General features: G+C 40.8%; 13 protein-coding genes. 11 read left to right on the forward strand and 2 right to left on the reverse strand.

Annotated elements, in window-relative coordinates; all coding sequences use genetic code 11:
- Positions 1-70: 70 nt before the first annotated feature.
- Positions 71-958, forward strand: a complete 888-nt coding sequence (locus tag HMPREF2780_RS11465; RefSeq protein ID WP_008809642.1) for an SPFH domain-containing protein — start codon at positions 71-73, stop codon at positions 956-958.
- A 115-nt stretch (positions 959-1073) separates the two neighbouring features.
- A complete protein-coding gene (locus HMPREF2780_RS11470) occupies positions 1074-1292 on the forward strand; it encodes a capsule biosynthesis transcriptional regulator (RefSeq protein WP_008809641.1) in 219 nt (72 codons plus the stop codon).
- Positions 1293-1573: 281 nt separating this feature from the next.
- Here the strand turns inward: HMPREF2780_RS11470 and HMPREF2780_RS11475 are convergent, their stop codons facing one another.
- Entirely contained in the window at positions 1574-2314 is a 741-nt protein-coding gene (locus tag HMPREF2780_RS11475; protein WP_061593370.1) for an amino acid ABC transporter ATP-binding protein, read from the reverse strand.
- The gene (locus HMPREF2780_RS11480) at positions 2311-3876 is read right to left on the reverse strand and encodes an ABC transporter substrate-binding protein/permease (protein ID WP_061594165.1); all 1566 of its coding nucleotides are present in this window, start codon (positions 3874-3876) and stop codon (positions 2311-2313) included. Before HMPREF2780_RS11480 ends, HMPREF2780_RS11475 begins: the two co-directional genes overlap by 4 nt.
- 296 nt (positions 3877-4172) lie before the next feature.
- Here HMPREF2780_RS11480 and HMPREF2780_RS11485 point away from each other — a divergent pair, with 296 nt between their 5' ends.
- From HMPREF2780_RS11485 to sufB, 9 genes are all read left to right on the forward strand, one after another.
- Positions 4173-6092 (forward strand): DUF2207 domain-containing protein, encoded by a 1920-nt coding sequence (locus tag HMPREF2780_RS11485; RefSeq protein ID WP_105026644.1) that lies wholly within the window; start codon positions 4173-4175, stop codon positions 6090-6092.
- Between the two features lie 88 nt (positions 6093-6180).
- On the forward strand, positions 6181-7029 hold the full coding sequence (locus tag HMPREF2780_RS11490; protein WP_008809637.1) for an undecaprenyl-diphosphate phosphatase: 849 nt from the start codon (positions 6181-6183) through the stop codon (positions 7027-7029).
- Positions 7030-7150: 121 nt separating this feature from the next.
- A complete protein-coding gene (mecA, locus tag HMPREF2780_RS11495) occupies positions 7151-7879 on the forward strand; it encodes an adaptor protein MecA (RefSeq protein WP_008809636.1) in 729 nt (242 codons plus the stop codon).
- Positions 7873-9039, forward strand: coding sequence for a glycosyltransferase family 4 protein (locus tag HMPREF2780_RS11500; protein WP_008809635.1), 1167 nt, complete (start codon positions 7873-7875; stop codon positions 9037-9039). Before mecA ends, HMPREF2780_RS11500 begins: the two co-directional genes overlap by 7 nt.
- An 86-nt stretch (positions 9040-9125) precedes the next feature.
- A complete protein-coding gene (sufC, locus tag HMPREF2780_RS11505; protein WP_008809634.1) occupies positions 9126-9896 on the forward strand; it encodes a Fe-S cluster assembly ATPase SufC in 771 nt (256 codons plus the stop codon).
- 41 nt (positions 9897-9937) lie between these two features.
- Complete coding sequence (sufD, locus tag HMPREF2780_RS11510; protein ID WP_020992753.1) at positions 9938-11200, forward strand: Fe-S cluster assembly protein SufD; 1263 nt, start codon at positions 9938-9940, stop codon at positions 11198-11200.
- Positions 11201-11239: 39 nt separating this feature from the next.
- Positions 11240-12472: a cysteine desulfurase gene (locus tag HMPREF2780_RS11515; RefSeq protein ID WP_061596796.1), complete on the forward strand. Its 1233-nt coding sequence runs from the start codon at positions 11240-11242 to the stop codon at positions 12470-12472.
- Positions 12459-12896 carry a Fe-S cluster assembly sulfur transfer protein SufU gene (gene sufU / locus HMPREF2780_RS11520; RefSeq protein WP_008809631.1) on the forward strand — a complete coding sequence of 146 codons (438 nt, stop codon included), beginning with the start codon at positions 12459-12461 and terminating at the stop codon, positions 12894-12896. The genes HMPREF2780_RS11515 and sufU overlap by 14 nt, the downstream gene beginning before the upstream one ends.
- 17 nt (positions 12897-12913) lie before the next feature.
- Entirely contained in the window at positions 12914-14326 is a 1413-nt protein-coding gene (gene sufB / locus HMPREF2780_RS11525; protein WP_008809630.1) for a Fe-S cluster assembly protein SufB, read from the forward strand.
- The last annotated feature ends 362 nt before the right edge of the window (positions 14327-14688 follow it).

A 14688-nucleotide genomic window follows, 5' to 3' on the forward strand; every position in this document is an offset into this window, starting at 1 on the left:
TTAAAAGGTAGAGTTTAAGCCGTTTCAAGACAGTTTAAAACCCTTTGAATCAAAAAAGGAGAAACACATTATGGGAATTGTTATTCTATTGGTTGTCATCTTTTTAGCTATTTTATTGCTAATAAGTTCCATTTATGTTGTTAGACAACAATCCGTTGCCATTATTGAACGGTTTGGTCGCTACCAAAAGACAAGTTCAAGTGGTATGAACTTCCGTATTCCTTTTGGAATTGATAAAATTGCAGCGCGTGTTCAATTACGTTTGTTACAAAGTGATATCGTCGTTGAAACAAAAACGCAAGATAATGTATTTGTTACGATGAATGTTGCGACACAGTATCGAGTAAATGAAAATAACGTTACAGATGCCTATTACAAGCTGATGCGTCCTGAGTCACAAATTAAGTCATATATTGAAGACGCTTTGCGTTCTTCTGTTCCTAAATTGACCCTCGATGAGCTCTTTGAAAAGAAAGATGAAATCGCACTTGAAGTTCAAAAACAAGTGGCTGAAGAAATGTCTACTTATGGATACATCATCGTTAAAACATTGATTACAAAAGTAGAGCCGGATGCAGAAGTTAAGCAGTCTATGAATGAAATCAATGCTGCTCAAAGAAAGCGTGTCGCTGCTCAAGAATTAGCTGAAGCGGACAAGATCAAAATCGTTACTGCTGCTGAGGCTGAGGCAGAAAAGGATCGTCTTCACGGGGTTGGTATAGCTGAGCAACGGAAGGCAATTGTAGATGGTTTGGCAGATTCTATTAAAGAGTTGAAGGGAGCCAATGTAGAGTTGACGGAAGAACAGATTATGTCTATTTTGTTGACCAACCAATACCTTGATACACTGAATAATTTTGCAGATAAACAGGGAAATAATACAATCTTCCTGCCAGCAAATCCTGATGGAGTTGAGAGTATTCGGACTCAAATTTTATCTGCCTTAAAAGCTAAGTAAAAGTTCTCAGAATATTCTGAAATATTTAATTTCCGTTTACTATCTTGTTCTTATTGACAAATCAACTAAAAAGCTTTAGAATTAAATATCGATAATAATTAGATAGGAGAACGAAATGGCAAAAACAAGTTTTGAAAAAGTAGAAGCAGTCGTAGGCTGGGTTCGTGAAAAAAAATTAACAGGTTACCGTATCAGTAAAGAGACAACAGCCCGCGAAATGTCTATTATTGCCCTAGCTCAAGGTCGTGCTCAAGTTAAAAATATCTCATTTGAAACAGCTCTTAGTTTGATTGACTTTTATGATAAAAACCACGATAAGTATGAAGATAAATAAGGAGTAGGTTTGTCCTACTCCTTTGTTTATTTACACAATAACAAACATTTTTCTTCAACTGTTTTTAAGGTTACGTGTTCGTTTGTAGATAAAAGTTTGGAGAAATTATCCAATAAGTCTAAAAATGAATGGCTTTGTCTTTAAACTAGACATTCAAAATGCAAGTTATTTGAAAGTTAAATAGTTTGATTGAAAAATGAATAAAAACACAGAATGACTATCCGCCATTCTGTGTTTTTTAGTTGGTCGTTAAGTTAGAACTTATCAGGTATTTTTTAAGATCATTTAAGATAGCGTTGAAGGAATTCTCTGGTACGTTCTTCTTTTGGCTGAGTAAAGATAATTTCAGGTTTACCTTCTTCAGCAATGACTCCCTTGTCCATAAATATGACTCGATGCGAGACATCTCGAGCAAATTCCATTTCATGGGTAACGACGATCATGGTTAGGCCTTCTTGAGCCAATTCTTTCATGATCTTTAAGACTTCGCCAACCATTTCGGGGTCTAGAGCAGAGGTCGGTTCATCAAAGAGAATAGCATCTGGATTCATGGATAAGGCGCGAGCGATAGCGACACGCTGCTTTTGGCCACCAGACAATTGTTTAGGCTTGGCTTTCCAGTATTGTTCGCCCATGCCTACTTTTTCAAGATTTTCTTTAGCAATCTTCTCTGCTTCAGATCGTTCGCGTTTGAGGACAGTTGTTTGGGCAACGATTGTATTTTCTAAGACATTTAGATTTTCAAATAGATTGAAAGATTGGAAAACCATTCCTAGTTTTTCACGATAGTGTGTTAAATCATAATTTGGTTCAAGGACATTTTGACCTTTGTAAATGATTTCTCCAGCGCTAGGTATTTCAAGTAAATTGATAGAGCGAAGGAAGGTTGATTTTCCACTTCCAGAGCTTCCGATAATGGAAATAACTTCTCCCTTGTGAACGGTGAGTGAAATATCTTTTAGGACTTGATTTTCACCGTAGGATTTTTTCAAGTGTTTGATTTCTAAAATTGTTTCTGTCATGGTTTCAATTCTCCCGTCTGCATTTGATTGGCTCCGGTGGTGTAGCTATCAGTATCAAAACGATGCTCAACGTAACGAAGGATTCGGGTTACTGTAAATGTCAGAACAAAGTATATAACGGCGATGATGGTGAAGGTTTGGAAATACTTGTAGGTTTGAGTCGCTATGGTATTTCCAGAGAAGTAGAGCTCTACTACAGAAATAACATTCAGTACGGAAGTATCTTTAATATTGATGACAAATTCATTCCCTGTAGCTGGGAGAATGTTGCGAATGACTTGTGGCAACACGATTTTTCTCATGGTTTGTCCGTGGGTCATGCCAAGAGCAGTAGCGGCTTCAAATTGTCCTTTATCAACAGCGAAAATTCCTCCACGTACGATCTCACTCATATACGCACCGGTGTTAATGGAAACGATAAAAATAGCAGCAATTGTTCTGTCGATTGAAATGCCAAAGGCTTGGGCAGAGCCGTAGTAGATGACCATGGATTGAACAATCATCGGTGTACCACGGAAGATTTCGATGTAGACATTTAGGAACCAGCCAAATAGTTTTTGTAAAATTGCAAGAGCTTTATTTTTTGATGTTGGAGCAGTACGGAAAACTCCAATGAGTAGTCCAATCAATAAACCTGTGATGGTTCCTGTGATAGAGATGAGTAAAGTTAAGCCTGCGCCTCGAAGAAATTGAGGCCAATTTTCTTGCCAAATTTTTGTGACTTCTTTAAAAAAGTTTTGTTTTTCTTTGGCAGATGATTTTTCTACAGGCTGTTTCTTGATCATCTCATCCATTAACTTCACTTGGTCTTGAGAGCTAATTTTAGAGATCGCTTCATTAACTTTTGCCATCCGCTGATCATCTTTTTGCATTCCGATTGCAATGGAAGCATCTTCTTTTCCAACCTCGAAGCCTTTTTTGAATTGGATCATCTTAAAGGATGAATTGGCTGCTTCTGCTGTCAAAGCTTCTGGCCGTTCAGAGACGTAGCCATCTATCACTCCAGACTCGAGGGCTTGGCGCATTTGAGCAAAATCTCCCATTGCAGTTTCTTGTTTAGCTCCCTTGAGTTGCGAAATCAGATTGTAGAGGTAAACTCCTTGTTGGGAGGTGATTTTAGCTCCCTTAAAATCATCCAGTGTTTTGGCCTGGGCGTAAGCCCCGTTCTTTTGGACAAGAACAACTGGTTCGCTGGTATAGTAACTGTTAGAAAAGGCAATTTCTTTCTTTCTCTCTTCAGTTGGGCTCATACCTGCAATAATCATATCGATCTTTCCAGAGGTCAAAGCGGGAATTAATCCATTCCAAGATGTTTTAACAATAAGGGGCTTTTTTCCAAGTTCCTTTGCGATTTTTTTTGCAACTTGAACATCGTAGCCATTGGCATATTGGTTGGTACCATCTATTTTGACAGCACCGTTTGAATCATCGTCTTGGGTCCAGTTAAAGGGGGCATAGGCAGCCTCCATTCCGATTCGAAGGTATTCATCCGCCTGAACAATCTGGCTGGCGCCAAAAGTCAGCAGAATCAAAGATAAGATGCTAAAAAATATCTTTTTCATGGGTTCTCCTATCTATCATGTTAAAAAGTAAGTTCTTTCTATTGTACAAGAAAATGTCCTTCTTTTCAATCTTAGAAAGTCTCTATAAGAAAAAAATGATATAATGAGATGAAAATGAAGCCGAGGAATTGATGCTAATTGAATAGTAGGATAGCTAAATTTCTAGCTTTATTTCAATAACAACTCCTGAATCTGCATGAGGGAAAATAGAATTAGCAGGCTACTTTTTGTATATTGAAGAAGCTTCCGAGGGAAGTGCTAGTGATGATGTTGAAGGAATAGAATGGAGAAAATACGTGAAAAAAAGATTACTATTCATTATATCCATCTTATTTTTGGTGACTTTACTGATACCTTTTAGGGGTAAGGCAGCTGAAATTGACAGTCGAATTGAACAATACAATGGGAGATTGGAAATCCATCAAGACAATACAGCAACTTTTATCGAAGAGGTGACCTATGTCTATGATGATCCCTACAATGGTCAATACATTACCCTGGGGCGGGCGGGAAAGGTGCCCTCGAATTTTCAAATAGAATCTAACCCTTTGGTAGAAATTGAGACGAATGGCAAAACCAAGGAACCCGAAAGTATTGAGGATGTACCGATTGAAGACGGGAAAAAACTCAAGATATATAATTCTGGAAATAGTGGGGACCGAGTTAAAATCAAAATTACTTGGCAATTAAAAAATCTTCTTTTTCTCTACCCAGATGTAGCTGAGTTAAATTGGATTCCAATTTCTGACTGGGAGGTTGAGATGGATCATGTCTCATTTGTGGTCACCTCTCAGCCGGATTCTAGTGCTCGCTTGGTTGGTCATACTGGTTTTTTCAAAAAAGATCCAGAAGTAAAGAAAATTGAAAATGGTTTTGAAGTAACTTTGGATTCTTTAGGAGCTAGACACCATTTTGAACTTCATGGTATCTGGGATCGGTCACTTTTTAGTCAATCATTAACCAATGACGCTGGTACTACAAATCGACGTGATGGTTTTGAAAAACAGGAGCAGGATATTGCTCGCAAAACAGTCTTTTATCAGAGTCTAGTTTACAAGATACTTCCGGTGGTTTTCTTAGTTATTTTTGTGATTTCTATATACTATTTGATTCGGTATTTTAAGACGACTCGTCAAAAAACAAGTTTTTCGGATCAGGCTCGACTTTATGAAGTTCCACAAGATCTTCCCCCCATGCTAGTAGCTCTAAATATCTATGATGTAGATATCGAAAAGGTAGGGCCTGTACAAGGCAAAAAGGGGCGCCTACTATTTTCTAACTTAATTCAGGCGACCTTACTTGATCTGGTAGATAGAGGAAATCTCAAATATGTGACAGAGGGCCAATCTCATCGCTTAGAGATTGCGCATTATGAAGGAATGGCAGGGTTTGAGTTGACTTTTGTGGAGATGGTATTCGGTGATAAGAGCTCCGTTGAACCAGACACGATGTTTTCTGCCTATCAGATTGACAAAAAAATTCTCAAAGGAGTTAAGGATAAGGACGACGAGGCAGAGGTTCGTAAGGAAGGGAGCGATAAGAGATATCGTTTTATCAAAGATTTACGCAAATTATCAAATGATATAAAAGAAGAGGAACAAAGACTGGGCTTACATCCGCATTTTCGTAGTCTAAACAAGGAAGAAGAAAAAATGAGGAATCGTGGTTGCTTGCTCTATCTCTTGGTTTTTCTGCTACTAATGTTTTCTTTAATTGGATTTGGTTTCCTATTTAGGGAGTTCTTTTGGCAATATTCTTTGGGATTTTTGCTGGTCTTGATTATTGGAATTCCTTTGAATGCTTTTGTGACCAAACGTAGCGATAATCTCCTGAATGAAGATTACATTAATGAAGTGGTGGAGTGGCGGAGTTTTGCCAATATGCTTCGCGATATTGCTAAATTTGATAAAACAGAAGTTGAGGGTGTGATTCTTTGGAATCGTCTGTTGGTCTACGCTACTCTTTTTGGTTATGCAAAACGAGTCAGCAAGGTGATGAAAGTCCAAGATATTCATCTAGAAAATAAAGAGCTAGAAAGATTTGTTTTGACGGATCAAAGTCTTCATTTTGCGGGTGGTGTTGACCTGCTAAATTCCTATGTTCAAACCGCCAGTTCAGCAAGTACTTTCTCCATATCAAGTGGAAGTGATTCAGGCGGTTTTGATGGTGGTGGCTTCTCTGGTGGAGGAGGCGGAGGGGGCGGAGGCTCCTTCTAGAAATTCCCCAGTGACACAGTTTTTAATTGAATTTTTTATCGATGTTTTTTATAATTTTTAAAGTATAAAAGTAAATTTAGGAGAAAAGATGTTCTTCATTGAGATTATAAAGTCCGTTATTTTTGGAATTATCGAAGGGATTACAGAATGGTTGCCCATTTCTAGTACTGGACACCTGATTCTGGTTCAAGAGTTTATTCATTACCAAAAGCAAAATGCTGCTTTTATGGAAATGTTCAACGTGGTTATCCAGCTGGGGGCTATCTTAGCTGTTGTCTTCATTTATTTTGATAAGCTCAATCCTTTTAAACCGGATAAAACCCCCCGCCAAGTTCAGAAAACATGGCAACTCTGGGCTAAAGTAGTAGTGGCTTCCTTGCCAGCAGTTATAATAGGAATTCCACTTGATAACTGGTTTGAAAAGAATTTCCATAATTTTGTTTCTGTAGCAATTATGCTGATTATTTATGGGATTGCCTTCATTCTTATAGAACGACGTAATCAGGAAGTAGAGCCAACTGTGACGAATATAGAGAAGCTTCCTTACAAAACAGCTCTCTACATAGGTTTCTTCCAAGTTTTGTCCCTCTTTCCAGGGACTAGTCGGTCAGGAGCAACTATTGTTGGTGGTCTTTTAAATGGAACTAGTCGTTCTGTTGTGACAGAATTTACCTTTTTCTTAGGAATCCCAGTTATGTTTGGGGCTAGTGGTATTAAGGTTCTGAAGTTTATCCTAAAAGGAAATAGTCTTGATTTGGGTCAATTGACTCTCTTGCTGGTGGCTATGATTGTGGCCTTTGGGGTAAGTATGTATGTCATTCGATTCTTGACAGATTATGTTAAAAAACATGATTTTACCGTGTTTGGTAAATATCGGATTGGCCTAGGCACTTTATTGCTTGTTTATTGGGTTTTTAAGGCCCTATTTGCAAAATAAACTGAAAGAGTTGGGATACCAGCTCTTTTCTTTTGAAATCAAGAAGAAGACTGACTTTAACCTTTGAAAAACATAGGGGAATTTAGTATAATGGAAGGACTAGTATGTACGAGGTAGAACAATGGAAGTGAAGCAAATTAGTGAATCAACAATTAAGATCACAATTAAATTAGAAGATCTAGAAGAGCACGGCATGGAGATGGCAGATTTTCTGGTTCCTCAGGAAAAGACGGAGGAATTTTTCTATACCATTTTAGATGAACTCGAAATGCCAGAAAGTTTTCTAGATAGTGGAATGTTGAGTTTTCGGGTGACTCCAAAGCCAGACAAATTAGATGTTTTTGTCACAAAATCTAAAGTAGATAAAAATTTGAATTTTGAAGATTTGGCTGACTTGCCTGATATGGACGAACTGTCTCAAATGACTCCGGATGAATTTCTAAAGACGCTTGAAAAAAATATCTTTGAAAAAAGCCGTGAAGATATAGATGCTGTTCAAATGCTGGAAAAAGCAGAAGAGGAAGATGCATCTGAGCCAGAGGAAGGGCAAGAACAAGATCGCTATATTTATTATATCTTGCGTTTTTCTGACTTGAAAAATCTGATCGCTTTCACCAAGACTATCCACTATCCAGTTGATACATCAGAGCTATACAAAATGGATCAGCACTATTATTTGACTATTCTAGTGGATATTGAAGGTCGTCCGAGTCGTTATCCTGCCTGGCTTCTGGCAGCAATGCGTGAACATGCTGAGGACACAGATACGACGAGAGCCCTTCTTCAAGAGCATGGTCACTTGTTGATTGTAACAGATGCTGTGCAACATCTTCAAAAGGTAAACTGCTGATGGTTACATTTCCTTTGAAATTTATTATGGTCTTGCTGGGCACCTTTTTTATCGGTATCTTGTTGACGCCTTTGGTTCGTATTTTGGCCTTTAAAATTGATGCAGTTGACTATCCCAATGCCCGACGAATTAATAAAAAGCCTATGCCTAGTGCAGGTGGCCTAGCGGTCGTTATAGCTTTTTCTATCACAAGTTTAATCATGATGCCAACTATTGTGCAGGTCACTTTTCGTGGAGAAACTTATTTCGATTATATTTGGCCAGTTGTCCTAGGAGGTGGAGTGGTAGCCTTAACAGGTCTGATTGACGATGTAAAAGAGTTGTCTCCTTTACCTAAGCTACTTGGAATTGTTGTTGCTGCTTCTTTGATTTGGCTCTTGACGGATTTTCGCTTAAATGACTTTAAAATTCCTTTCGGTGGTCCTCATCTCTTTTTCCCTCCTTGGTTATCCTTTATTTTAACCTTGATTTGGATTGTATCTATTACAAATGCGGTGAATCTTATGGATGGGTTAGATGGTTTGGTTAGCGGTGTATCAATAATCTCCTTGCTGACAATGGGAGTTGTATCTTATTTCTTCCTGCCTGACCATAACTTATTCTTAACCCTGACAATTTTTGTCTTAGTAGCTTCGATTGCAGGCTTCTTCCCTTATAATTACCATCCAGCGATTATATACGGTGGAGATACTGGGGCCCTCTTTATTGGGTTTATGATTTCGGTTCTGTCCTTACAAGGTTTGAAAAATGCAACAGCTGTTGCTGTGGTGACGCCTATGATTATTTTAGGTGTGCCGATTGCGGATACTTTCTTGGCGATTGTCCGCCGGACTTTATCTGGTCAAAAATTCTATCAGCCTGACCGCAATCATTTGCATCACCGTTTGCTTTCTTTAGGCTTGACTCATAGAGGAACGGTTTTGGTGATTTATGGGATTTCGTTGATTTTTGCTACAATCTCTCTATTACTAAATATTTCCAGTCGAGTTGGTGGTGTACTTCTAGTTATTGGTTTGCTTTTTGGAGTAGAATTGCTTGCAGAATTGATTGAAATTTTAGGACCAAACCGTACACCGCTTTTAAAGATTATGCGGTATATTGGAAACTCTTCTTATAGAGAAGAAGTGCGTAGACGTTGGAAAAATAAAGAACATAAATAAGAACAATTCTAATCAAAATAAAAGCCTTTTGGGCTTTTTTTTGCTATACTAATGAGTGGAATACGATAAAGAAAGGAATGGACGCAATGTCTGTATTAGAAATCAAAGATCTTCATGTTGAGATTGAAGGAAAAGAAATTCTCAAGGGGGTTAACCTTACCTTGAAAACAGGAGAAGTGGCTGCTATCATGGGACCAAATGGTACAGGTAAATCCACTCTTTCTGCTGCTATTATGGGGAATCCCAATTACGAAGTTACTCAAGGAGAAATCCTCTTTGACGGAGTTAATATTCTAGAATTGGAAGTAGACGAGCGTGCTCGTATGGGTCTCTTTCTTGCAATGCAGTACCCTAGTGAAATTCCAGGTATTACTAATGCCGAGTTTCTCCGTGCAGCTATGAATGCTGGCAAAGAAGACGAAGAAAAAATCTCTGTCCGTGATTTTATCATGAAGCTAGACGAAAAGATGGAATTGCTCAACATGAAAGAAGAAATGGCTGAGCGCTATCTCAATGAAGGATTCTCTGGTGGAGAAAAGAAACGCAATGAAATCCTACAGTTACTTATGTTAGAGCCAACTTTTGCGCTCTTGGATGAGATTGACTCTGGTCTGGATATTGATGCTCTTAAGGTTGTGTCTAAAGGGGTTAATGCCATGCGCGGTGAAGGATTTGGTGCTATGATTATTACCCACTACCAACGTCTGCTTAACTACATTACTCCAGATAAAGTTCATGTTATGATGGAAGGTAAGGTTGTTCTTTCTGGCGGTCCTGAATTGGCAGTACGCTTGGAAAAAGAAGGTTATGCTAAGTTGGCTGAAGAATTGGGCTTCAACTACAAGGAAGAAGTTTAGTCAAACACTCTTTTGACTTTGATAAAAGATAGGAGAATGACATGACTAAAGAATTAATTCAAGAATTTTCACAGTTGCACGCTGAGCCGGAATGGTTGGCTAGTCTCCGTCAGAAGGCTTTTGTCAAGATTGATCAACTGGATTTGCCCATTATTGAGCGGGTTAAATTCCATCGTTGGAATCTGGGCGACGGACGGATTTCTGACAGCGAGCCTTTGACCAGTGTGCCAGATTTCACGTCTCTTGGGGACAATCTCAAGTTTATCCAAATGGGGACTCAAACAGTCCTTGAGCAATTGCCAGCTGACTTGGCAGAGCAAGGGGTTGTTTTTACAGATTTTCACACGGCCTTAGAAGAGATTCCAGAGCTGGTAGAGAAGCATTTTATGTCTGCGGTTAAGTATGACGAGGATAAATTGGCTGCTTACCATACGGCTTATTTCAACAGCGGCGCAGTTCTTTATGTACCTGACAATGTTGAGATTGACCAGCCGATTGAAGGAATTTTTTATCAGGACAGCGAAAGCGATGTTCCTTTTAACAAGCATATTTTGATTATCGCAGGCAAGCATTCTAAGGTTAACTACTTGGAACGCTTGGAGACTTATGGTGAAGGAGCTGTTCCAGCGACAGCTAATATCACAGTAGAAGTCATTGCTCAGGCTGGAGCTCAGATTAAGTTTTCAGCGATTGACCGCTTGGGCCAAAACGTCACAGCCTATATCAGCCGCCGTGGTAAGCTGGACAACGACGCTATGATTGACTGGGCTATCGGTGTTATGAACGAAGGCAATGTCGTAGCGGACTTTGATAGTGACCTCTATGGCAAGGGTAGTCATGCGGATATGAAGGTGGTGGCTCTCTCAAGTGGTAAGCAGGTTCAAGGGATTGATACCCGCGTAACTAACTATGGCTGCAACTCTATCGGAAATATCCTGCAGCACGGGGTTATCCTGGAAAAAGGGACTTTGACCTTCAATGGTATCGGCCATATTATCAAAGGCGCTAAGGGAGCAGACGCCCAGCAGGAAAGCCGGGTTCTCATGCTGTCTGACCAAGCACGATCAGACGCTAATCCAATTCTCTTGATTGATGAGAATGATGTGACGGCTGGTCACGCAGCTTCTATCGGCCAGGTGGATCCAGAAGATATGTACTATCTCATGAGTCGGGGTCTTGATAAGGCAACGGCAGAGCGCTTGGTCGTACGTGGTTTCTTAGGCTCAGTGATTGTGGAAATCCCTGTTAAGGAAGTTCGTGATGAAATGATTGAAAATATCGATATTATTCTCGCAAAAAGATAAAAAGCTGGGCCTTGGCCCGTGTAGTAGATAGGAGTCTTTATGTCTGGATTTAATGCAGAAGCAATCAAGCAAGATTTTCCCATTTTGGACCAAATTGTCAATGATGAGCCTTTGGTTTATTTGGACAATGCGGCGACAACCCAGAAACCCACGCGGGTGCTAGCAGCTATCGAAGACTATTATCTTAGAGACAATGCCAACGTCCACCGCGGTGTGCATACGCTAGCCGAGCGGGCGACGGCAGCTTATGAAGCGGCCAGGGAAAGAGTTCGTTCTTTTATCAATGCAGCTTCTAGCAGAGAAGTCCTCTTTACAAGAGGAACCACGACGGGGCTTAACTGGGTGGCTCAGTTTGCGGCTGAAAGGCTGCAGCCTGGTGATGAAGTGATGATTTCTATCATGGAGCACCATTCCAATGTCATTCCCTGGCAGGAAGCTTGTAGGAAGACCGGAGTCAAGTTGGTCTATGTCTATCTCAAGGATGGTGCGCTGGATATGGATGATTTCCGTGCCAAGCTCAATGAGCGGACAAAGTTTGTCTCTCTGGCTCATGCTTCTAACGTCCTTGGGGTTATCAATCCCATCAAGGAGATTGCCCAGTTGGTTCATCAGCAAGGAGCGCTTTTGGTGGTAGATGGGGCTCAATCCATTCCGCACATGAAGATTGATGTGCAGGATTTGGATGCGGACTTTTTCGCCTTTTCAGGGCATAAGATGGCAGGTCCGACGGGTATCGGCGTTCTCTATGGCAAGGAAGAATTGCTAGAGCAGATGTCGCCAGTTGAGTTCGGCGGCGAAATGATTGATTTCGTCTATGAGCAAGAAGCAACATGGAAGGAGCTTCCTTGGAAGTTTGAGGCCGGCACTCCAAATATGGCAGGAGCAATCGGTCTTGCGGCGGCTATTGATTATTTGGAAGACTTGGGTATGGATGCCATTGCCCAGCATGAGCAGGACCTGATTGCCTACGTATTTCCTAAGCTGCAGGCAGTGGAAGGTTTGACCATTTATGGTTCTCAAGATTTGGCCCAGCGCTCAGGCGTGATTGCCTTTAACCTGGATGGTCTCCATCCGCATGATGTCGCAACGGCTCTGGACTATGAGGGAGTGGCTGTTCGGGCGGGTCACCATTGTGCCCAGCCCCTACTCACCTATCTGCAGGTGCCAGCGACTGTGCGGGCCAGCTTTTATATCTACAATACCTATGCAGATTGTGACAAGCTGGTAGATGCTTTAGAAAAGACAAAGGAGTTTTTCAATGGCGCTTTCTAAGTTAGACAGTCTTTACAAGGCGGTTGTGACGGACCACTCGGCTCACCCCCATCATCATGGTAAGCTGGAAGATGCAGAGCAGGTAGTCCTCAATAATCCAACCTGTGGTGATGTTATCAGCTTGTCTGTGAAGTTTAATGCTGAAAATCAGATTGAAGATATTGCCTTTGTGAATTCTGGCTGTACCATCTCAACGGCTTCGGCCAGCATGATGACGGATGCGGTGCTGGGCAAGACAAAAGAGCAGGCGCTGGAATTAGCAGAGGTTTTCTCGCATATGGTTCAGGGCCAGGAAGACAGTCGCCAGAAAGAATTGGGTGATGGAGCCTTTTTAGCTGGTGTTGCCAAATTCCCGCAGCGGATTAAGTGTGCGACCTTGGGTTGGAATGCCCTCAAGCGAGCAATTGAAGAAGATAAAAAGTAAGAATGTGAAAGGAAAATATGTCAGAAGAAAGAGTAGAACCAAAACCGATTGATCTTGGTGAGTACAAGTTTGGTTTCCATGATGATGTCGAACCTGTCCTCTCAACAGGAAAAGGGCTGAATGAAGCGGTCATTCGTGAGCTTTCTGCAGCCAAGGATGAACCAGAATGGATGCTGGATTTCCGCCTCAAATCCTACGAGGCTTTCAAGAAGATGCCGATGCAGACTTGGGGTCCGGATTTGTCAGAAATTAATTTTGATGACTTGATTTATTACCAAAAGGCATCTGATAAGCCAGCTAGAAGCTGGGATGAAGTGCCTGAGAAGATCAAGGAAACCTTTGAGAAGATTGGGATCCCAGAAGCGGAGAGAGCCTACCTGGCTGGTGCGGCAGCCCAGTATGAGTCTGAAGTGGTTTACCATAATATGAAGGAAGAGTTCCAAAAGTTAGGAATAGTCTTTACAGATACCGACTCAGCTCTCAAGGAATATCCAGAACTCTTCAAGCAATATTTTGCTAAGCTGGTCCCTCCGACAGACAATAAGTTGGCAGCCCTCAATTCTGCTGTCTGGTCTGGTGGTACCTTCATCTATGTTCCAAAAGGTGTCAAAGTGGATATTCCGCTACAAACCTACTTCCGAATTAACAATGAAAATTCTGGTCAGTTTGAGCGAACTTTGATCATCGTCGATGAGGGTGCTAGTGTTCATTATGTTGAAGGGTGTACTGCTCCGACTTATTCTAGCAATAGCTTGCATGCAGCAATTGTCGAAATTTTTGCCCTAGATGGTGCCTATATGCGCTACACAACTATCCAAAACTGGTCAGATAATGTCTACAACCTCGTGACCAAGCGGGCTCGGGCCATGAAAGATGCGACAGTTGAGTGGATTGACGGGAATCTCGGTGCGAAAACGACTATGAAGTATCCGTCTGTCTATCTGGATGGACCTGGGGCGCGTGGAACAATGCTTTCCATTGCCTTTGCTAATACCAATCAGCACCAAGATACAGGTGCTAAGATGATCCACAATGCACCTCATACCAGCTCCTCTATCGTGTCTAAATCTATTGCTAAGGGCGGAGGTAAGGTAGACTACCGTGGTCAAGTAACCTTTGCTAAAAATTCCAAGAAATCTGTCAGCCATATCGAGTGTGATACGATTATCATGGATGATCTTTCGGCTTCGGATACCATTCCCTTTAATGAAATCCATAACTCTCAGGTGGCTCTGGAGCATGAGGCCAAGGTTTCTAAGATTTCTGAGGAGCAACTCTACTATCTCATGAGCCGTGGCTTGTCCGAATCCGAAGCAACAGAAATGATTGTCATGGGCTTTGTTGAGCCATTCACTAAAGAACTGCCTATGGAGTATGCTGTTGAGCTGAACCGCTTGATTAGCTACGAAATGGAAGGGTCGGTTGGATAAAAGCTGTGGAACAAAAGTAGATTATTTTAAAAATAAAGATGATTTCCTTTGTTTCCAAACTTAGGTTTAGAAGACTATTAAGGTCCTTTTGTAAAAGAATCTTTTAGATAAGACAAAGCCAGGCTGAGATAAAACTATCTCAGCCTTTTTTAGTGTGGATGAAGTGTGTGCTTTTAAAAATCAGCAGGGTGGGAATGAACGATTAAGCTAATAGAAATTGTTCATGTATTTCTTCTGGCTCTGTCTTGTGGTGGATTGAGCGACTAAGAAGTTCTAGTAGTTACTTTGTCCCCTTTAAGATTTGGTGATGTTTAAGTTGCAGTTTAGAATAAAATAAGAAGTGAAAACGTCGCTTCAATTGA

The sequence above is a fragment of the Streptococcus sp. HMSC062B01 genome (assembly GCF_001811085.1).
Taxonomy (GTDB): Bacteria; Bacillota; Bacilli; order Lactobacillales; family Streptococcaceae; genus Streptococcus; species Streptococcus gordonii.